General features: G+C 49.8%; 21 protein-coding genes and 3 pseudogenes. 14 read left to right on the forward strand and 10 right to left on the reverse strand.

Going from position 1 to position 18,214, the window contains the following annotated elements:
• Nucleotides 1-24: 24 nt before the first annotated feature.
• The 9 genes from B9Y59_RS11035 to B9Y59_RS16830 all read right to left on the reverse strand — a co-directional run bounded on the left by B9Y59_RS11035 (nucleotide 25) and on the right by B9Y59_RS16830 (nucleotide 5,142).
• Complete coding sequence (locus B9Y59_RS11035; RefSeq protein WP_242967296.1) at nucleotides 25-513, reverse strand: DUF4368 domain-containing protein; 489 nt, start codon at nucleotides 511-513, stop codon at nucleotides 25-27.
• Entirely contained in the window at nucleotides 467-1,642 is a 1,176-nt protein-coding gene (locus B9Y59_RS11040) for a recombinase family protein (RefSeq protein WP_085533479.1), read from the reverse strand. Before B9Y59_RS11040 ends, B9Y59_RS11035 begins: the two co-directional genes overlap by 47 nt.
• Nucleotides 1,643-1,746: 104 nt before the next feature.
• The gene (locus B9Y59_RS11045) at nucleotides 1,747-1,938 is read right to left on the reverse strand and encodes a hypothetical protein (protein WP_085533481.1); all 192 of its coding nucleotides are present in this window, start codon (nucleotides 1,936-1,938) and stop codon (nucleotides 1,747-1,749) included.
• 668 nt (nucleotides 1,939-2,606) lie between these two features.
• Entirely contained in the window at nucleotides 2,607-3,383 is a 777-nt protein-coding gene (locus B9Y59_RS11050) for a class I SAM-dependent methyltransferase (RefSeq protein WP_085533483.1), read from the reverse strand.
• Nucleotides 3,380-3,913 carry a methylated-DNA--[protein]-cysteine S-methyltransferase gene (locus B9Y59_RS11055; RefSeq protein WP_085533486.1) on the reverse strand — a complete coding sequence of 178 codons (534 nt, stop codon included), beginning with the start codon at nucleotides 3,911-3,913 and terminating at the stop codon, nucleotides 3,380-3,382. The genes B9Y59_RS11050 and B9Y59_RS11055 overlap by 4 nt, the downstream gene beginning before the upstream one ends.
• A gap of 2 nt (nucleotides 3,914-3,915) precedes the next feature.
• Nucleotides 3,916-4,275 (reverse strand): antibiotic biosynthesis monooxygenase family protein, encoded by a 360-nt coding sequence (locus B9Y59_RS11060; protein ID WP_085533488.1) that lies wholly within the window; start codon nucleotides 4,273-4,275, stop codon nucleotides 3,916-3,918.
• Nucleotides 4,245-4,523 (reverse strand): Ada metal-binding domain-containing protein, encoded by a 279-nt coding sequence (locus B9Y59_RS11065; protein ID WP_442856157.1) that lies wholly within the window; start codon nucleotides 4,521-4,523, stop codon nucleotides 4,245-4,247. The genes B9Y59_RS11060 and B9Y59_RS11065 overlap by 31 nt, the downstream gene beginning before the upstream one ends.
• The gene (locus B9Y59_RS11070) at nucleotides 4,447-4,935 is read right to left on the reverse strand and encodes a DNA-3-methyladenine glycosylase family protein (RefSeq protein WP_442856158.1); all 489 of its coding nucleotides are present in this window, start codon (nucleotides 4,933-4,935) and stop codon (nucleotides 4,447-4,449) included. Before B9Y59_RS11070 ends, B9Y59_RS11065 begins: the two co-directional genes overlap by 77 nt.
• Nucleotides 4,936-5,142: a DNA glycosylase family protein gene (locus B9Y59_RS16830; protein WP_442856159.1), complete on the reverse strand. Its 207-nt coding sequence runs from the start codon at nucleotides 5,140-5,142 to the stop codon at nucleotides 4,936-4,938. It lies immediately after the preceding gene.
• Nucleotides 5,143-5,266: 124 nt separating this feature from the next.
• On the opposite strand from B9Y59_RS16830, the gene B9Y59_RS11075 reads away from it, so the two are divergent.
• On the forward strand, nucleotides 5,267-6,151 hold the full coding sequence (locus B9Y59_RS11075; RefSeq protein WP_085533492.1) for a helix-turn-helix transcriptional regulator: 885 nt from the start codon (nucleotides 5,267-5,269) through the stop codon (nucleotides 6,149-6,151).
• 463 nt (nucleotides 6,152-6,614) lie between these two features.
• Here the strand turns inward: B9Y59_RS11075 and B9Y59_RS11080 are convergent.
• Nucleotides 6,615-6,857, reverse strand: a pseudogene (locus tag B9Y59_RS11080) (recombinase family protein); the annotation flags it as partial.
• A gap of 164 nt (nucleotides 6,858-7,021) precedes the next feature.
• Here B9Y59_RS11080 and B9Y59_RS11085 point away from each other — a divergent pair.
• From B9Y59_RS11085 to B9Y59_RS16835, 13 genes and pseudogenes are all read left to right on the forward strand, one after another.
• Nucleotides 7,022-7,240, forward strand: a complete 219-nt coding sequence (locus tag B9Y59_RS11085) for a hypothetical protein (protein ID WP_021748559.1) — start codon at nucleotides 7,022-7,024, stop codon at nucleotides 7,238-7,240.
• Nucleotides 7,241-7,368: 128 nt separating this feature from the next.
• Nucleotides 7,369-8,313: a DUF6017 domain-containing protein gene (locus tag B9Y59_RS11090; protein WP_021748558.1), complete on the forward strand. Its 945-nt coding sequence runs from the start codon at nucleotides 7,369-7,371 to the stop codon at nucleotides 8,311-8,313.
• 36 nt (nucleotides 8,314-8,349) lie between these two features.
• On the forward strand, nucleotides 8,350-8,823 hold the full coding sequence (locus B9Y59_RS11095; protein WP_006775667.1) for a PcfB family protein: 474 nt from the start codon (nucleotides 8,350-8,352) through the stop codon (nucleotides 8,821-8,823).
• Nucleotides 8,820-9,119: pseudogene (locus B9Y59_RS11100) on the forward strand (conjugal transfer protein TraG); the annotation flags it as partial. The gene B9Y59_RS11095 and the pseudogene B9Y59_RS11100, both read left to right, overlap by 4 nt.
• A gap of 32 nt (nucleotides 9,120-9,151) precedes the next feature.
• The gene (locus B9Y59_RS11105; RefSeq protein WP_085533498.1) at nucleotides 9,152-11,026 is read left to right on the forward strand and encodes a recombinase family protein; all 1,875 of its coding nucleotides are present in this window, start codon (nucleotides 9,152-9,154) and stop codon (nucleotides 11,024-11,026) included.
• A gap of 79 nt (nucleotides 11,027-11,105) precedes the next feature.
• On the forward strand, nucleotides 11,106-11,297 hold the full coding sequence (locus tag B9Y59_RS11110; protein ID WP_085533500.1) for a transposon-encoded TnpW family protein: 192 nt from the start codon (nucleotides 11,106-11,108) through the stop codon (nucleotides 11,295-11,297).
• 133 nt (nucleotides 11,298-11,430) lie between these two features.
• Nucleotides 11,431-11,745 carry a hypothetical protein gene (locus B9Y59_RS11115; protein WP_085533502.1) on the forward strand — a complete coding sequence of 105 codons (315 nt, stop codon included), beginning with the start codon at nucleotides 11,431-11,433 and terminating at the stop codon, nucleotides 11,743-11,745.
• 84 nt (nucleotides 11,746-11,829) lie between these two features.
• Entirely contained in the window at nucleotides 11,830-12,390 is a 561-nt protein-coding gene (locus tag B9Y59_RS11120) for an RNA polymerase sigma factor (protein ID WP_005922902.1), read from the forward strand.
• A complete protein-coding gene (locus B9Y59_RS11125; protein WP_085533504.1) occupies nucleotides 12,387-13,235 on the forward strand; it encodes a hypothetical protein in 849 nt (282 codons plus the stop codon). The genes B9Y59_RS11120 and B9Y59_RS11125 overlap by 4 nt, the downstream gene beginning before the upstream one ends.
• Before the next feature lie 152 nt (nucleotides 13,236-13,387).
• Nucleotides 13,388-13,681, forward strand: coding sequence for a DUF3847 domain-containing protein (locus tag B9Y59_RS11130; protein WP_008982219.1), 294 nt, complete (start codon nucleotides 13,388-13,390; stop codon nucleotides 13,679-13,681).
• A gap of 272 nt (nucleotides 13,682-13,953) precedes the next feature.
• A complete protein-coding gene (mobQ, locus tag B9Y59_RS11135) occupies nucleotides 13,954-15,423 on the forward strand; it encodes a MobQ family relaxase (RefSeq protein ID WP_442856160.1) in 1,470 nt (489 codons plus the stop codon).
• Between the two features lie 16 nt (nucleotides 15,424-15,439).
• Entirely contained in the window at nucleotides 15,440-17,341 is a 1,902-nt protein-coding gene (locus B9Y59_RS11140) for an AAA family ATPase (protein WP_085533506.1), read from the forward strand.
• Between the two features lie 388 nt (nucleotides 17,342-17,729).
• Nucleotides 17,730-18,098: pseudogene (locus tag B9Y59_RS16835) on the forward strand (type IV secretory system conjugative DNA transfer family protein); the annotation flags it as partial.
• Nucleotides 18,099-18,214: the final 116 nt, after the last annotated feature.

The raw sequence follows: 18,214 nt of genomic DNA on the forward strand, positions 1-18,214 counted from the left end.
CACTTCGCATAAAGCATGACAAGCTCACAGGTCGATATGCCCGATGAAATTGTAGTAGATATTGAAGTCCCGTTCTTCGTGGCCGTCTACCATGCGCTTTTCGCCGACCTCGATTTTCTGGATGAGCCGCACCAGCGTAGGCCGGTCAAGCTCTTCCAGATTGTAATAATCCTGCACCATGTCCAGCCATGCGTCCACGGATTGCTCGTTCTCTTTGCTGGCGGCAAGCTGCTCCGTCAGCTCCCGGCGGCGCTCCTGCTTGGCCTTGCGTTCGGCCTCGTAGCCGTTCAAAAGCTGAACGCAGAGGTTTTCCGGGATTTTCCCCAGCACCTTGTCCTCGTAGGCGGACTGCACCAGACGGTCAAGCTCCGGCAGCCGCCGGTCGATGGCGCTCAGCTCTGCTTGGAGCGTCCTGACTCTCTCACGGCCAGCGGACTCCTTCTGCGCCAGAAGTTTTTCCCGAATCTCAGCCCGGCCAAACTGCGCCCACATGGACTTGCTGCGGATGTCCACCAGCACCACATGAGCCAGCGCTTTCTGGTTGATGTAGTGGGAAGAACAGGCGTCTTTGCCGCCCGAAGCGTACCGGTTGCAGACATACGCCTTGTACTCCGGCTCCTTGCCGCTGGTTTTCTTCCGGTAGTCCCGCATATACCCGCATGGAGGCTCCGCAGTCCATGCACCGCAGCAGACCGGCGAACAGCGAAACGGTTCCGCTCTTGCCGCTGCGCCCTCTGGACGGATGGTTGTCCATCCGCTGTACCGCGTCCCATACATCCTGCGAGATCAGCGGCTCGTGGGTGTTCTCCACCCTGATCCACTCGCTCTCCGGCTTGCTGACCTGCTTGTGGTTTTTGTAGGAGACCGTGCCCGTCTTGTTCTGTACCATGTGGCCGAGATACACCTCGTTGCGGAGGATGGTTTTCACCGTCACATCGTTCCAGCACTCCGTCTCGCCCCGGCGGTTTTCCCGCCCTTCCGCCATGTAGTAGAAGGTTCTGGGCGAGGGGACTTTTTCGGCGTTGAGGATCAGAGCGATTTTTCGGAAACCGTTGCCCTGCAAACGCAGATCGAAGATACGCCGCACCACCGGGGCTGTTACCGGGTCGATCTCCAAAATGTGCTTGTCCGCCGCGCTCTTCCGGTAGCCGAGGGGCGCATAGCAACCCACATATTTCCCTGCCTTGAAGGTGGACAGCTTCACCGCCTTGATCTTGTTGCTGGTGTCCCGCGCATAGAGGTCGTTCATGACATTTTTCAGAATGACCAGCATCTCATTGTTCTTGCGGATGGTGTCTACCCCATCGTTGAGCGCAATGAACCGGCATCCGAGGGACGGAAAAATGAAGTCTGTATATTTGCCCGCTTCGATATAATCACGACCGAGCCTACTTAGGTCTTTGGTTAGTACCAAATTGATCTTGCGGTCGGTCGCGTCCTGTACCAGCCGGTTGAACCCCGGACGGTCGAAGGTCGTACCCGAAACCCCATCGTCGCAGTAGTAATCGTAGAGCGTCCAGCCCTGTTCCCGCACATACCGGGCGAGCATTTCCTTCTGATTTTCGATTGACACAGACTCACCGGCGCGCTCATCGTCCCGGCTCAGTCTGGCGTAGATTCCAACACTGTATTGTTCCTGCATTTTCTTCTTTAACCTCCCGAAATGCAGTGCGTATCACAATCAGAAATCCTGATTGTATTATACCACTGCGGCGCTGATGATTCCACTGGGCAAAGTGCCGGGATTCACTTCACCCGTTCTATCGCTTCAATCGTGAGAGCGTCCAGCAGATCGCACATCTCCGCATTCCCCACAAAAAAGCTCTGGACATGGTAGATGGTCCCATCCTCCGTGACCATATCCGCATGGTCGGGGACCGGCAATCTTTTGGGGCAGAGCCGTAAAACATCCATGTTCTGTTTCTTCTGAGTTTTCATATTCGCAATTCCTCCGTATTCGCCGTGTGTGGCACAGCAGCCCGCCGCAGTCAAGGAACCGGCTTCGCCTCGCTGCGCGTCCTTGACAGCGGCGTTCTGCCGTGCAGGTGAGTAACCAAGGCGGCAAGGCCGCCCTTTGCCAAAAGGCTTCGACTGGTTCTAATTCTGATTACATGGCACGCTCCTTCCCGCTGGCAGGGAGGGCGGACGGAGGAAAAGAAAAGAGCCGCATGACGGTAAAAAATCTTCCCATACCGACTACACAGAAATCCACGCGGATTTCTGCGTTCATGCGGCATTAGGAAGACTTCGCTTCGTCAGCGGCTCCACAGCACAGCTACTTTATTTGGTTGATTTCAGTATATCAGGAACAGGCGTTCGAGTCAAGGTTCCAAACGAAAAAAGTGTTCGTGTCCGCGCAAAATTTACGAAGGCATAGGCTTTGGACTGGGATTCGAGAGAACAGCAAGCACAGCAAGTGTATGTACACTTGCAGAAAAACGGTGCTTGCGATACCGGAGTGACTTGCTGATTAGCAAGCACATCCGGTGTGGCCACACACCGGAAAAATGGCGCTCCGGGCTGTCTGCCGAAGTGCCATTTTTCTATTTTGGGAGTGTCCCAAACCCTTTATTTTTACTATAACTATAATTTTGACGGAAGTGCATCTATTGTTTTTTGCCAATTATCAACACCCATTTTTGATTAAAAAAGATGTCATTGTTTTTGAGATATGGAGAAAAGCCGGTTTTGTCATTACCAGTTACATCTGCCCGCATACGCTGTCTGATTTTTTCACGAATTAAGTCTGGTGTCCTCGTAAGGGCAAGCCAGTTTTCCAAACGCTGCGGCATTTCCGTTGTTTCGCATTTTTCTATGGCAAGGCCATGTGTTTCAAACAGGCTTAGCATTTCTGTCTTGCTTAGATTTTTTACATGGGACGGGTCGCGCTGAGTTTCAATTTCATCTTCTGTTTTCCGCAGCACTTCATCAGCGGCTTCCATATCTATCATTACCAACTTGCCGCCGGGTTTTAGTACCCGAACCATTTCAGAAAAAACAGCGGTTACATCTGTAAAGTGGTGGAAAGCAAGGCGTGAAAATACAATATCAAAGCTATTGTCCAGAAAAGGAAGTTCCTCCGCATATCCTTTCACAAAAACTATATTGCCTAAATGTTCTTTGTCGGCTTCCTGATGTCCAATCTGCAACATGGGAACCGTTGCGTCCAGACATACGACTGTCTGTACTAATGGCGCAAAGGAACGGCCGCAGGCACAAGTCCCGGCAGCTACTTCCAAAAGCGTGTTTTCCCTGCATGGCGCAACGCAGGAAATCGTGTAATTCAAATATTCCTCCTTTGTGAAATTGACGGATTTGCTCTCAAAGTTCGGGGCTTGTAGTTCAAAGGAGCGATTAATTTTTTCTATGTTCTCTGGTTTCATAAAGCGGTTCCTTTCTTTGGCGTGAAAAGGGATTCCATATCTGCCTTTTCCAACTGCAACAATTTTATCTTTTTATCTATTCCCCCGGCGTAACCTGTTAGGCTTCCGTTTGTGCCTACGACACGATGACAGGGAACAATGATTGAGATTTCATTATGACCTACCGCGCCACCTACGGCCTGTGCTGACATACGCGGCAGACCTCTCTTTGCGGCGATCTGCTTTGCAATTTCGCCGTATGTCATAGTCTGGCCGTATGGAATGGTACAGAGGATTTTCCATACCTCATTCTGAAAGTCTGTGCCTGTGAAATGAAGCGGCACAGTAAAGTCCGGCTCTTTCCCCGAAAAGTAAATGTCAAGCCAATGTTTTACTTTTTCAAAAAGGGAAATTTCTTTTTCCTCATGCTCTTTGTCCAGATAAAGGGCAAAATATTTCTGCCCCTCAAACCATAATCCAGTTAAGCCAATATCATCTGCGGCTAAAAGAATATTGCCAATGGGGGAACCATAATGACTGGTGTACTGCATTATCAGCCCTCCAATTCAAAATACTGATTAGAGTCCTGTGGAGCCTGTGCGCGTTCCGTGTCCGTGTAGGAACGGATTTCGGAGCAGACCGTAATTTTATAACTCTCAAACAGTTTTTCCCGTCCCTCTTTCTGGCTCATGCGGTGCTGCATGGCGTTTCTCCAACGCTCTATGGCGGCCTCGTCCGTCCATATATTCATGGACAACAGCTTGCCGTCCTCATTCAGACTGGAAAACCGCTCTGCCCGGACAAAACCCTCAAATCCGGCAAGCAAGGGCTTCAACATAGCTGCAAGGTCAAGGTATTTCTTCATTCCAGCCTTTGTGGGCTTCACTTCAAACAAAACAATAATGTTTGCCATTTTTTACTTCCTCCTATTTTTAGCTTGCACCGTTTACAAGGGCGGTAGCCGTTTTTCAAGGCTTCTTCCAAAGCATCAAAGAACACCATGTTCTTCTCTAATGGTGTGCGTGATGAACAGGACGGGCAGCAAACAATTTTCGTAGATTTTACTGCAACAAAAAATTGTCCGTCATACCGTTTTTCCTTGTTTTTGACTGCCTTTATCTTTTCTTCTCGTTCCACGGTTTCCTCCTTTCTTCGGCGCATAGTCTTTCATGCCGGGAATAGCCCCGCCCGCAACAGCCCACAAATACAAACTGGCAACGCTGCAATAAGGGCTGAACCGCCTGCGGTATTTTTCAAACAGCTTGCGGTCTATTGTCCTGTGGTGGTAGACCATACGCAGCCCGCGCTGGATTGCCAGATCGTCAAAGCTGAATATGTTAGGCCGCTGCAAGCAGAACAGCAAAATCATTTCCGCTGTCCATACGCCGATTCCTTTCAAAGAAGCCAGCGCCTTGATTGCTTCGTTGTCTGGCAACTGGGAAATTTCCTGTAAAGCAAATTTCCTGGTCTTTACTTTTTCAGCAAAATCTTTGATATATTCAGCTTTTCGGAATGTCATTCCAAAAGACTGCAACGTATCTATATCGGCTGCCGAAATGCTCTCTGCGTTCACTTATCCAAACTGCGCTTTCATTCTCGCCCATATTGTTGCCTGCGCCTTTGTCGATATTTGCTGGCCGATGATGTGATGTACCACGGAAGAAAACAGGTCGGTATCTACCTCGCGGTCAACGTGGCCGATTTTTTCAATGACTTCACGCAAACGCTCGTCTTTGGTTTTCAGATATTCTACTTCGCGCTCGGCATAGTAGAAATACAATTCGCACACCTCCTGTTGTCTTGACTTTTTTATTCCCTTGCACTATGATTTTATCACAAAGAAATGCTGTGTGATATTAAAAAATCGCCGGATATTATCATAATATTCCCAAAGGAGAACAGAAATGGATTTGGATAGAGAACAATATATCAACTCGGTCAATTTGAACATTGACACGGATTTTCCCTACCTTGTCCTCGATGTTATCAATGACAATTCTTTTCCCAGAAATCCCGGATTTCATGTTATGCACTGGCATGAGGATCTGCAATTCATTTTGGTGCTGGAAGGTACAATAGAGGTGCAGACACTTGATACCTCGGTTCTGATTCACACCGGAGAGGGATTGTTCATCAACAAGAATGTGGTACATGATGTACGGCGGCTGGAAAATTGTCATTACAACAGTTTCCTCTTCCCAGCTTATTTCCTCGAATTTTATGCCGGAAGTCCAGCAAAGGATTTTGTAGACAGCGTGACATCAAATGACCGAATGGCCTTTATCCATTTTACAACCGCCCTTGACTGGCACAAAGAAGTCATAGCGCAGTTAAAGAAGTTGGTTCAGATTGAGAAGAACAAGACCGACTTTTATGTGTATGAAATTTTAGTGCAGCTCTCCTTGCTATGGCTGGTTATGAGGAAACACGTTACACTTCCGCAGGAACAGAGGGAAAGCATAGTCCGGCTCCGTATGCAAAAAATTCTCCGTTTCATTGAAGAACACTATGCGGAAGATATTACATTGTCTGACCTATCCATGAGCGCCAATATCAGCAAATCAGAATGTTCCCGCTGTTTCAAACTGAGCATGAATACCACGCCCTATAAGTATCTGACAGAATACCGGCTCTCAAAAGCCGCGCAGCTTTTGAAAAAGACGAATGAACCTATCGGAAATATTGCCGTTGCTGTTGGGTTTCATCAAATGAGCCATTTTGGAAAGTGCTTTAAAGAAAAAACGGGCTGTTCTCCAAAGGCTTATCGGGAAATGGAAAATAACTCTTAACATTTGGCATGACAATGAATCGCAGAAAGCCATCATCAAGATTGATAGATTGATATTTAATTAGATTGTTACTTGATTCTTTGATATTTCTTTATTTAGTATTTTATTGTGCGGGATTTTCCCCGTGTGGTTTTTCCGTGTGTGGATTTGCCACATCTGGATTATCCATATGTGGATATTCCCCATGTGGAGGGACGGAGAAACACCGGATTTGCGCTCTGAGCGGCGTTTCCCTATGCGGGAATATCCGGATATGGCAAGCCCTTCAAAAGCCGCTTACAGCGAAAGAAAATGCCCAAAATCGACCTTTATCCTGACAGTAAATCGTCCTATCTATCCACCTATTTAAGTCAAAGAAAACCGCCTGTTCCTTAGACCGTTTCGCTCGGCCATAGGGACAGGCGGTTTGGATTTTCTGATTGCTTACGCACTGATGATTTTTTGTCATTCTTTATTCAAGGTTGTCATTGAACAAGTTTCTGAAAGGGGTAAAATCATTATCGCCTTTGTCGCTGTCTACGCCGTCATTGATTGCGATATAGCGAATATCACGCTCGGCAAAGAAACTTTCGGTGTAATAGCCAACTTTCAGATAATCACGCCCCATGCGGGACATATCCTTTACGATAACCGTCTTGACCTTTCCGGCTTCCGAAAGTCCTATCATTTCATTCCAACCGGGTCTATCGAATAATGAGGTGTGATAGCGATAGCGGCAAAAAGCTAATAAAATCAATGGTTTTGCGGACAGCGGATAGACAGGGAATGTGTTAAAAACTGAATACGCACACAAGCGGCGTTACCTTAACCCCTTTTGGGGAGAAAGTAACGCCGTTTTTTTATGCCCGCAGGAAAGGAGGCGCAGCCGGAATGTATTTCACAAAGGGCAAGCAGCGGGCGTTTGAACTGATCATGCAGCAGAAGCCGGGATTTGACCGCTATCAATCCGGTTGTGCCGGAGATGATGAAGATTGCGGTACTTGCCGTTTCTACCGCCCACAATGGAAATATGAGTTTTGCGTTTTCAAAGAGTGTCCCTATTGCCCCGGCAAAAGGACGCGGAAAACGCACGCCAGCATGGACAAATAGACGGGCAAAAGCCCTTGTGCCATGCGGCTTTGCAGACGCGAAAACGGCAAAGGGCATATTGCAATACCAAAACAGCCGAAAACGGCTTTCTAATTGTCCACGCATACCAAGAGAGGAAGTGAGGAAATATGGCAGTTTTCAGAGTGGAGCGAAATACGGGATATACCGTTATGAGCAACCACCACTTGCGAAACAAGGAATTGTCCTTAAAGGCAAAGGGCTTGTTGTCGCAAATGCTTTCGCTGCCCGAAGATTGGGATTATACCCTTGCGGGCTTATCCCATATCAACCGGGAGAAGATCGACGCAATCCGCGAAGCGGTAAAGGAACTCGAAAAAGCCGGATATATCGTGCGCAGCCGGGAGCGCGACGAAAAGGGACGCTTGCGGGGCGCAGATTACGTCATATACGAGCAGCCGCAGCCGCGAGAGCCGGAAGCAGCTACCAGCGGCGGACAGCCGCCTATATTGGATTTACCTACATTGGAAAATCCAACATTGGATAATCCAACGTTGGAAAAACCTACGCAGGAAAAACCTACGTTGGAAAATCCAACGCAATTAAATAAAGATATATCAAGTAAAGAACAATCAATTACTGATCTATCAAGTACCCATTCCATTCCTTTCCATTCCCTAAATCCCTTGCCTTATGAGCAGGACGAAGCGGCTGCGCCGCCGGAAAGGAAAAGAACGGAAGCGAAAACAAACAGTGCAATAGAGATTTATCGGGAAATCATCAAAGAAAACATCGACTATGACATTCTCATTCAAGACCCCAAAATGGATAAAGACCGTTTGGACGAGATTGTAGAAATCATGCTGGAAACCGTCTGCACAGCCCGAAAGACAATCCGTATCGCCGGGGACGACTACCCCGCCGAACTTGTCAAATCAAAGTTTATGAAGCTGAACAGCAGCCACGTTGAGTTTGTTTTGGACTGCATGAGGGAGAACACAACCAAAATCCGCAACATCAAGCAGTATCTAAAAGCGGTGCTGTTCAACGCGCCGAGTACCATTGACAGCTACTATACCGCCCTTGTCAATCACGACTTTTACGGCAGCAAATGAGCATAGCCGCAGTTTACCGGGAAAGGAGTTGATACCTTGCAGGAGGAAGTAACCCAAAAAACGATTGCCCTATCCGTCAACGTGGGAAAAGGCGCGGCAAGGCTTACCGAACAGGCGTTACAGAAAGCAATCAAGAAGTTTTTGGAGCAGAAAAGCAAAGCACCGCATGGGAAACAGACCATGCGGCAGCTTATGAAGCAAAATGCGGGGGTTTCCAACATCGAGATCACCGACAGCAATATCAAAGCCTTTGAGAGTACCGCGAAGAAATACAACATAGATTTTTCGCTGAAAAAGGTTAAGGGCGAACAGACCCGTTACCTTGTGTTTTTCAAAGGCAGGGACGCGGACGTTATGACCGCAGCGTTTCAAGAGTTTTCCGCAAAGAAGCTGAACAGGGATAAAAAGCCCTCTATCCGCAAAGCCCTTGCCGCAGCAAAGGACAAGGCGAAGCAGCTTAACGCCGCCCGCGACAAGGTAAAGAAAATAGACAGGGGGCGCGAGATATGAAGCAGATAAACTACAAAAAGCTGATAATCCCGAATATCCCGTATGTGTTCTTTGTCTATCTCTTTGATAAGGTGGGACAGGCGGTGCGGCTTGCCCCCGGCGCGGATATTTCCGAAAAGATACTCAATATCACACAGGGATTTTCCGAAGCGTTTTCAAATGCCTTGCCGAGCGTTCACCCGTTGGATTTGCTTATTGGCATTGTGGGCGCGGTGGTTATCCGTCTGATTGTCTATTTCAAAGGGAAAAATGCCCGCAAATACCGCAAGGGCGCAGAATACGGCAGCGCACGTTGGAGTGCATAATTTTAAGTGTAAATGACACATACATGGACGCACAGGAGGTTATGCACATGACTGATTATAGCAAAATTACAGCCCTTTACTCCCGCCTTTCCGTGGGCGACGAGGACAGGGACGGCGGCGAGAGCAACAGCATACAGAACCAAAAAATATTTTTGGAGAACTATGCCAGAGGGCAGCACCTAACCAATATCCGGCACTACATTGACGACGACGAAAGCGGCAGGTTTTTTGACCGTTCCGCCTACTCCCGCATGATGGACGATGTGGAAAACGGGAAAATCGGTGTCTGCATTATGAAAGACCTTACCCGCTGGGGGCGTGACTATCTCCAAGTCGGCAACGCGATGGAGATATTCAGGCGGAACAATGTGCGCTTTATCGCGGTCAACAACGGGATAGACAGCGAGAAGCCCGACACATTGGAGTTTGCGCCCTTTATCAATATCATGTCGGAGTGGTACGCAAAGGACATCAGCAAGAAAGTGAAAACGGGCATTAAGACCAAAGGTATGAGTGGAAAGCCGATTGTCACCGAAGCCCCTTACGGCTATGTCAAAGACCCGGACAACAAGGATTTTTGGATAATCGACGAAGAAGCCGCCGAGGTTGTCCGTTTGATTTTCCGTCTGTTTATCGGCGGGAAGAACCGCAACCAAATCGCCGTGCATCTGAAAAACGAGCAAATCCCAACCCCCACTTTCTACATGAAAGACCGCGGGCGGGGAACCTGTAAAAATAAGACTCTCAACGAGGATAACCGCTGCAAGTGGAACAAAGCCACCTTGACCAATATCCTCACACGGCAGGAGTATTGCGGCGATGTGGTCAACTTCAAGACTACAAAGCATTTCCGGGATAAACATAACCACTATGTAGACCGGAGCCAGTGGCACATCACAGAAAATGTGCATGAGCCGATTATCAGCCGCAGCGATTTTGAAACCGTACAGCGGATTTTAGAAAACGCGCCCGTCAAACGCCCCAACGGGGACGGGGAAATCCACCCTCTGTCCGGCTTGCTTTTCTGTAAGGACTGCGGCGCAAAAATGCACATTCGTATAGATTACCGGAACGGCGGCAAGCGGCACGTTGCTTTTTGCAGCGAGTACCACAAGGGAAAAGCCAAGAACCCCAAATGCAATTCCCCGCACATCATGGACGCGGACTTGCTCATGCAGACCATCGCGGAAGTGCTGAAGAAAATCGAGGACTATTCTATCAGCAATCGGGCGGAGTTTGAAGCATTAGTGAAAAAGAACCTTGCCATGCAGCAGACCGACCAGACCAAAAAGCAACAGAAGCGTATTCCGCAAATCACGACGCGCCTTGAACAGATTGACAAGGTGCTGAATAAGCTCTATGAGGACAACGCCCTCGGCACGATCCCGCAAGACCGCTATGAGCAGATGTCGCAGAAGTATTCGGAAGAATACTATGCGCTGAAAGCGGAGCTTGCCACGCTCCAAGAGCAGCTATCCGCTTATGAGAACGCGGGAGGACGGGCGCAGAAGTTTTTGAAGCTGACGGAACGCCATGCCGCCTTTACCGACCTGACCCCCGCCATTCTCAACGAGTTTATCAGCCGGATTGAAGTGCATGAGCGCGACCAGAAAAGGGCGAGATACGCAATCCAGCACATCAGCATATATTTCAATTATATTGGCAAGTTTGAGAACGAAGTGACACAGCTTGCAGAGCCGACCGAGCAGGGAATCCGGCAAATGCGGGAGGAAATCGAAGAAGCCAAAAAGGAAAAGAGCCGCGCCTACCACCGGCAGTATTCAAGGGAGTACCGGGCGCGAAACCTTGAAAGGCAGCGGGAGTATGACCGCATGAAAGCACGGGAATACCGGGCAAGGAGAAAGGCGCAGGCAGCCGCCGCACAGCCCGCACAGTAAAACAGAATAACCGTCAACCAAGAGGGATTTTCCGAACTACGGGAAATCCCTCTTTTGCGCCCAAAGAAAGGAGCCGCCTATGGCAGAACAGACCCCCGACAGTATCATCACAACCCGGAGGAACGGGCAGACCATTGTTGCGGAGTTATTTTTCAATCACAGCAGCACAGAAACATTCCGCGACAAGCTGCTCAAACTGGTACTTGCCGACAGCTCGCGTTTATCCGCGTCTGACGGTCAAGAGCCGGAAAAAACAGAAATCTTGCGATAACAGCCGCCCTGACGATACACTCCCCGTCCGGGCGGTTTCTATTTGAAAACCCTCATTTTCCCCAAGTCAAGAGCCGGAGAAAACATCCGAAAAATGCCCCTATTGCGTAACAAGGGCGAAGAAAGGAGCTTGCATGAGAACAGGGCTTACCAAGCAGGAAAAGACCACCGATATTTGGTTTGACGAGAAAGACCCGCTAATCCATGTCCGCACCCACAACACCGATTTGAAAAAGCGGCTACTTGCATACAGCCGCCGTTATCCGACGATCTGCCAGCAGACCGACGCAGACCCCGAAACGGGCTGCATGGAGTTTGATATTGCAAAGGGGCGTTTCTCCTTCCGTCTGACCGCCCCATACAGTGAGGAACGGAGGAACGCCGCCAGCAAAGCGGCAAAGAAACATTCCGGCAACTTGACACACCCTATTCAAAAAGATGTGCTATAATTTTTTTGAAAAAGTTTCGAATTAGATGTAGTATTTGCCGCTGAAACCGTAGTACATAGGTGAAGCCCGAAAGGAGGCGGTGAGATGATAGACGACGAAAAAATCATAGAAATGTTTTTTGGACGTTCAGAACAAGGCATACGAGAGCTGGATATAAAATACGGAAAGGTCTGCCACAATCTTTCCTACCATATCGTAGGCAGCAGACAAGACGCGGAGGAATGTGTAAACGACGCTTATTTAGGCGCATGGAACGCCATTCCCCCGGCACGACCTAACCCGCTGCTATCTTATCTTGTTAAAATCGTTCGGAACATTTCACTCAAAATCTATTGGAGAAAGGAAGCAGCCAAACGGAGCAGCCATTACACGATTGCTTTGGAAGAAATTGAAGCCTGTATAGCAGCCCCGAATACAGTAGAAGCAGAAATCGAAGCCAAAGAGTTAGCCCGTATCATTGAAGCATTTTTAGACACGCTGACTACCGAAAACCGCGTTATTTTCATGCGCCGCTATTGGTTTTCCGACAGCTATAAGGACATAGCCGAGTTTATGGGGCTTTCAGAAAAAAACATTTCTGTCCGGCTGACCCGTATCCGCGAGAAGATGAAGCAATATTTGATTGAAAGAGAGGTATTCGTATGAATGCAAAGAAGTTTTCCGACGCTATGAGCGAGCTTGACACAAAATATGTCGATGAAGCTCTCAACTACAAGAAGAAAGCCAAAAAGCCCATTTGGGTAAAGTGGGGGGCTATTGCAGCTTGCTTGTGCTTGATGATACCATTGACCGCATTTGCCGTTGATATAATTCAATATAATGCAGCGGTTGATTATCTCAATTCTCTCGGCATTGCTATTGAAGATTTGAGCGACTATTCTCATAAAGAAATAAAAGAAGCTGCAAAAACGATTGACGCAGGAGAAAGTAACCCGTTGACTGAAGAAATCCTTAGTCTAATACCAGAAAACAAAGAACCGCTCGATACACCGACGCAGGTAACATCTGAGCAAATTAAAGAACTAACACCGACCATGACAAGAGAAGATGTTCTTTCTCTTTTAGGTGACACACAAGATGTTGGCTCAGGCATTTATATATATCTTTACGAAGTAGACCAACAATACCTGCTGCGTATTCCTTTTGCAAGCGATGAAGCACAATTAGGTGTAACAGGAGAAGATTTGCTAAAGGCATTGGTTCCCATTTCTGGAGATATTGCTCCTATGGTCTATGTAAATGATACGCTTTATCAAATCGTTGACTCTCAATCCAACCTCGCAGATGAAAAAAGTTCTTTCAATTTGTTAGGAAAAATCGAAAACACAGTTAGTTCTTCGGAAGAACCAAAAGAAAATTTCCAAGCAAATGATGATATTGTAGGGGCTGCGGTTTATCAGTACGGCGATAACATTGTCGTTGAGTTTGAGGGAAAATACTGGTTATATGAACACTATCATAACACAGACTTTGACGGAAACTCAGACTGATATGCCCCACGCCCAAACAAGCCATACTTCTGATGAAAAAGTATCCGAACAAAACCTTCTTGCAAAGTAAATAAGTTTTCTATTTTACAAGGGCAGCCGAGAAAATCGACTGTCCTTTTTCTATGCTTATGAGCAGAAAGGAGCGCCTAACCATGACAAAGCCAAGAGAGAAAACCCGCGAGGAGTTGCAAGCCGAGATTGAGGACGGAAAGAAGAAAATCCGGCAGTTTGAGAACCGGGAAAAGATGTTGCGTCAGAAGCTATCCAAAGAAGAACGCAGAACGCGCAGCCACCGCCTTATTGTCCGGGGCGCGGTCTTTGAAAGCATTGTGCCGGAAGCAAAGAACATGACCGACGAGGAAGCCGCAGCACTTCTTAGGCTCGCCTTGACGAGTGAACCAGCGCGGGAATATCTGAAAAAACGAGCCGAGGGAGCGACAAGCTGAAAATCCCTTAGGCACTAAGGGCGCACTTATACACCCTTACGGGCGTGTGCGCTCTGCCGAGGGCTTATCTCCGCACAGGGAACTTTCCCCGCGCTCCGATATGGCGGCTTTGCCGCAACAAGGGGCTGCACCCCTTGCGCCGCTTCGCGGCTATCCCTGCACACCCACAAAAACAGTACACCCGCCGTTGGCGTCTGTACCATTTTTGCGGGTTTTATTATCCTATCCGGGAGGTGATACCCATAGCCATTTACCATTGGAACATCGGCATTGTGAGCCGAGGAAAAGGCAAATCAGCCGTTGCCGCAGCCGCCTACCGAAGCGGCGAAAAGCTGACAAACGAATGGGACGGAATGACCCATGACTACACTCGCAAAGGCGGCGTTGTCCATACAGAAATCATGTTGCCGCCCCACGCACCGCCCTCGTTCGCTGACCGTTCAACCTTGTGGAACAGCGTGGAGCTTTACGAGAAAGCCGGGAACGCCCAGCTTGCCAGAGAGATTGACGCGGCGCTCCCCACAGAATTATCCAGAGAGGAACAGATCCGGCTTGTCCGGGAATACTGTTCCTCTCAATTTGTTTCCAGAGGAATGTGTGTGGATTTTGCCATTCACGACACCAACAGCGGCAACCCCCATTGTCATATCATGCTGACTATGCGCCCCCTTGACGAGCGCGGCGCGTGGGCAGCGAAATCCAAAAAGGAATATGACCTTGACGAAAACGGCGAGCGTATCCGCTTGCCAAGCGGCAGATACAAGACGCACAAAATTGACCTTACAGGCTGGAACGACAAGGACAACACCCTCTTGTGGCGCAAGGCATGGGCTGACTATACCAACAACTTTTTGGAGAGAAACGGAAGCCCGGAGCGCATCGACCACCGCAGCAACGCCGAGCGCGGCATTGACGAGATACCCACCGTCCACATGGGCGTGGCGGCTTGCCAGATGGAGAAGAAAGGTATCGCCACCGAGAAAGGCGAACTGAACCGCAGTATTCAAAAGACAAACCGCCTTATCCGGGAAATCCGGGCGCAGATTGGGAAGCTCAAAGAATGGATTGCCGACCTCTTCAAAGCGCGGGAAACCGCCCCAAAACAGCCGCCGCAATCTCCCAACCTTGCAAACCTGTTGATGAAGTATTTGAGCGTTCAGAGAGAAAAGAGCCGGAAGTATTCGCAGCGTTGGCAACAACAGCACACAGCCGATGAACTGAAAACCATAGCGGCAGCGGTCAACTATCTCTCCGAGCATGGCATCTCTAATCTTGACGAGCTGGACGCTTCTCTTTCCTCTGTCAGTGATAGAGCCTATTCAATCCGGGAGGGAATGAAAACCGCCGAGCAGCGCATGAAAGAACTGCAAAAACTCATGGAGTACGGCAGAAATTATCAGACCTACAAGCCCATGCAGGACGAGTATCGGCAAATCCGCTGGAAAGGAAAACAGGAGAAGTACGCCGAAGCCCACCGCGCCGAGCTTACCCTATGGGACGCGGCAAACCGCTATCTCCATGCAAATCTGCCGAAAGGAACAAAGACCTTGCCTATTGCGGAATGGGAACAGGAATATGCTGACCTCAAAACACAGAGGGACAGCGATTATACCAAACTGAAAGATACCCGCGCCGAGGTTGCCGAGCTTCAAAAAATCCGCAGGTGCGTGGATATTGCACTCCGTGCCGACCAGCCGGAGCAGATGCAGAGCCGCACCAAACGGCATGATATAGACCGCTGAAAGGAGTTGAACTTTTATGTATTACACCCAAGAACAAATAGACCGCGCCAACCAAGCTGACCTTGTTTCTTTCCTGCAATCACAGGGCGAGCAGCTTACCCGCGCCGGGAATGAATACCGCTGGAAGCGGCACGACAGCCTGACCGTCCGGGGAAACAAATGGTACAGGCACAGCCAGAGCAAGGGCGGCGCACCCATTGATTTTGTCATGGAGTTTTTCGGCAAGAGCTTCACCGAAGCCGTTGAAATGCTGACAGGAGAAAAAGGCGCAGCCCAACCGCCGGACAGACCTTGCCCTGCGTCCCTATCCGACTTCCGGCTACCGCCCCCAAACAGCGACAATAGAACAGCGAGGAACTACCTCACAGCCGCCCGCCGCATTGATGAAGATGTGACGGGCTTTTTCTTTTCCACCGGGGATATTTACGAGGAAGCCGCCCACCATAACGCCGTATTCGTCGGCAGAGATGAAAGCGGCATACCGCGATACGCCCACCAGCGCGGCACAGCCGGGAGATTCCGGCTTGATGTGAAAGGCAGCGACAAAGCCTTTAACTTCTGCTACCGGGGCGAGGGCGAAAGATTGTTTGTCTTTGAAGCCCCGATAGACCTCTTATCTTTCCTCTGCCTGTTCAAAAAGGAATGGCAGAAACAAAGCTACCTTGCACTGGGCGGCGTGGGAGAAAAAGCCCTGTTGCGTTTCCTTTCTGACCGTCCGAACATCAAGACCGTTTTTCTCTGCCTTGACAGCGACGAAGCAGGGAACGACGCTTGCAGCCGCCTTGTGAAGCTCATGCCGGAGGGCTACACCGTCCACCGGCTTATCCCTCTTTTCAAGGATTGGAACGAGGTGTTGCAGCACCGGGCAGAAATCGCGGACGGGAAGTATATCCGGGAAGCGATTTACGGCTTGAAAGAGCCGCCGCAGGAAGAAACCGTTGAGATTATCCGCATGAGCGAGGTTGATACACAGACCGTTGAATGGCTATGGAAGCCGTATATCCCCTTTGGGAAAGTAACCATTGTGCAAGGCAATCCCGGCGAGGGCAAGACCACCTTTGCGCTGCGCCTTGCCGCCGCCTGCACCACCGGGGGAACGCTGCCGGGAATGAAATCCTTGCAGCCATTCCAAGTGATTTACCAGACCGCCGAGGACGGTTTGGGAGATACCGTCAAGCCACGCTTGATAGAAGCCGCCGCAGACCTTGACCGGGTGCTTGTGATTGATGAAGCCAAGCGGGAGCTTACCCTCTCCGATGAGCGCATAGAAAAGGCAATCACGCAGAACGGGGCGCGGCTGATTATCCTTGACCCCATACAGGCGTACATGGGCGAAAAAGCCGACATGAACCGGGCAAACGAAGTGCGCCCCATGTTCCGCCGCCTTGCCGATGTTGCCGAGCGTACCGGGTGCGCCGTTATCCTTATCGGACATCTCAACAAAGCTGCCGGAGGGCAGAGCGCATACCGGGGCTTAGGTTCTATCGACTTCCGCGCCGCAGCAAGGAGCGTCCTGCTGATCGGGCGCGTGAAGCGAGAACCGAATGTGCGGGTAATCGTCCATGACAAATCTTCCCTTGCGCCGGAGGGCAAGCCCGTTGCCTTTTGCCTTGACCCGGAAACGGGCTTTTCGTGGATAGGCGAGTATGACATTACCGCCGACGAGCTGCTGTCCGGCGCGGGCGGCAACACAGCCACCAAGACCGAGCAGGCGGAACGGCTGATACTTGACCTGCTTGCAGACGGGAAAGAGCTTGCCAGCGAGGACATTGTAAAGGCCGCAGCCGAAGCCGGAATATCCGAGAGGACGGTGCAGAACGCCAAGCGCAACATGGGCGGCATATTGGGCGCAAGGCGCGTCGGCGGTCAATGGTACAACTTCATCAAGAAGAAGCAGCCGCCCGAACCCGCAAGCTGAAAGTGCAAAACGCAGACCCTTTGCACTTTGCACTTTCGCACTTTCACGATAATTTGCGTCAATAACTCAAAAAAGCACTTGACAAAACGCTTCATGGGGCACGGCGGCGGATATTGCCCCTTATGTCGATCCGGTCCCCGACTGGAACATCCCTCTGACCCAGACGGAAAAGCTCACCATGTCCAGCCGCCCGAAAAATCCCAAGTACGCCCGGAACAAAAACATCCTGGTCATCGGCGGCAGCGGCAAGACCCGGTTCTTCGTCAAACCCTCCCTCATGCAGATGCACAGTTCTTATGTGGTCACTGATCCCAAAGGACAGCTTTTGTCCGAGGTGGGGACCATGCTGCGGCGGGGCATCCCCAAGCTGGACGAGAACGGAAAGCCCATGCGGGATGCCCACAGGAAGGTCATCTATGAGCCGTACCGCATTAAGGTCCTCAACACCATCAACTTCAAAAAGAGCATGAAATACAACCCCTTCGCCTATATCCGGTCGGAGAAAGACATCCTCAAATTGGTCAATGTCATTATTGCCAACACCAAAGGCGATGGAGAAAAATCCTCGGAAGATTTTTGGGTGAAGGCCGAGCGGCTTTTGTACTGTGCCCTGATTGGGTACATCTGGTACGAGGCGGAGCCGGAGGAAAAGAACTTTCTCACGCTGCTGGAGCTCATCAACGCATCGGAGGCCAGAGAGGACGACGAGGAATTTCAGTCGCCCGTGGATATTTTGTTCGCCAAGCTGGAGAAGGAGCACCCGGACCACTTCGCCGTGAAGCAGTACCGCAAATTCAAACTGGCTGCCGGTGTTGTATGCTCTAAAAGACTTCTTAATCAAGCGGTTGGGAAGTCTCTTAGAACACATAACCT

The organism is Anaeromassilibacillus sp. Marseille-P3371 (genome assembly GCF_900169665.1).
In the GTDB taxonomy this organism is placed as follows: domain Bacteria; phylum Bacillota; class Clostridia; order Oscillospirales; family Acutalibacteraceae; genus Anaeromassilibacillus.

Bases quoted from the DNA above. Each gene is read 5' to 3' on its own strand.
- B9Y59_RS11040 (WP_085533479.1), bottom strand. From the start codon at position 1,642: ATGCAGGAACAATACAGTGTTGGAATCTACGCCAGACTGAGCCGGGAC.
- B9Y59_RS11045 (WP_085533481.1), bottom strand. From the start codon at position 1,938: ATGAAAACTCAGAAGAAACAGAACATGGATGTTTTACGGCTCTGCCCC.
- B9Y59_RS11050 (WP_085533483.1), bottom strand. From the start codon at position 3,383: ATGAAACCAGAGAACATAGAAAAAATTAATCGCTCCTTTGAACTACAA.
- B9Y59_RS11055 (WP_085533486.1), bottom strand. From the start codon at position 3,913: ATGCAGTACACCAGTCATTATGGTTCCCCCATTGGCAATATTCTTTTA.
- B9Y59_RS11060 (WP_085533488.1), bottom strand. From the start codon at position 4,275: ATGGCAAACATTATTGTTTTGTTTGAAGTGAAGCCCACAAAGGCTGGA.
- B9Y59_RS11065 (WP_442856157.1), bottom strand. From the start codon at position 4,523: ATGCGCCGAAGAAAGGAGGAAACCGTGGAACGAGAAGAAAAGATAAAG.
- B9Y59_RS11075 (WP_085533492.1), top strand. From the start codon at position 5,267: ATGGATTTGGATAGAGAACAATATATCAACTCGGTCAATTTGAACATT.
- B9Y59_RS11085 (WP_021748559.1), top strand. From the start codon at position 7,022: ATGTATTTCACAAAGGGCAAGCAGCGGGCGTTTGAACTGATCATGCAG.
- B9Y59_RS11090 (WP_021748558.1), top strand. From the start codon at position 7,369: ATGGCAGTTTTCAGAGTGGAGCGAAATACGGGATATACCGTTATGAGC.
- B9Y59_RS11105 (WP_085533498.1), top strand. From the start codon at position 9,152: ATGGACGCACAGGAGGTTATGCACATGACTGATTATAGCAAAATTACA.
- B9Y59_RS11110 (WP_085533500.1), top strand. From the start codon at position 11,106: ATGGCAGAACAGACCCCCGACAGTATCATCACAACCCGGAGGAACGGG.
- B9Y59_RS11115 (WP_085533502.1), top strand. From the start codon at position 11,431: ATGAGAACAGGGCTTACCAAGCAGGAAAAGACCACCGATATTTGGTTT.
- B9Y59_RS11120 (WP_005922902.1), top strand. From the start codon at position 11,830: ATGATAGACGACGAAAAAATCATAGAAATGTTTTTTGGACGTTCAGAA.
- B9Y59_RS11125 (WP_085533504.1), top strand. From the start codon at position 12,387: ATGAATGCAAAGAAGTTTTCCGACGCTATGAGCGAGCTTGACACAAAA.
- B9Y59_RS11130 (WP_008982219.1), top strand. From the start codon at position 13,388: ATGACAAAGCCAAGAGAGAAAACCCGCGAGGAGTTGCAAGCCGAGATT.
- B9Y59_RS11140 (WP_085533506.1), top strand. From the start codon at position 15,440: ATGTATTACACCCAAGAACAAATAGACCGCGCCAACCAAGCTGACCTT.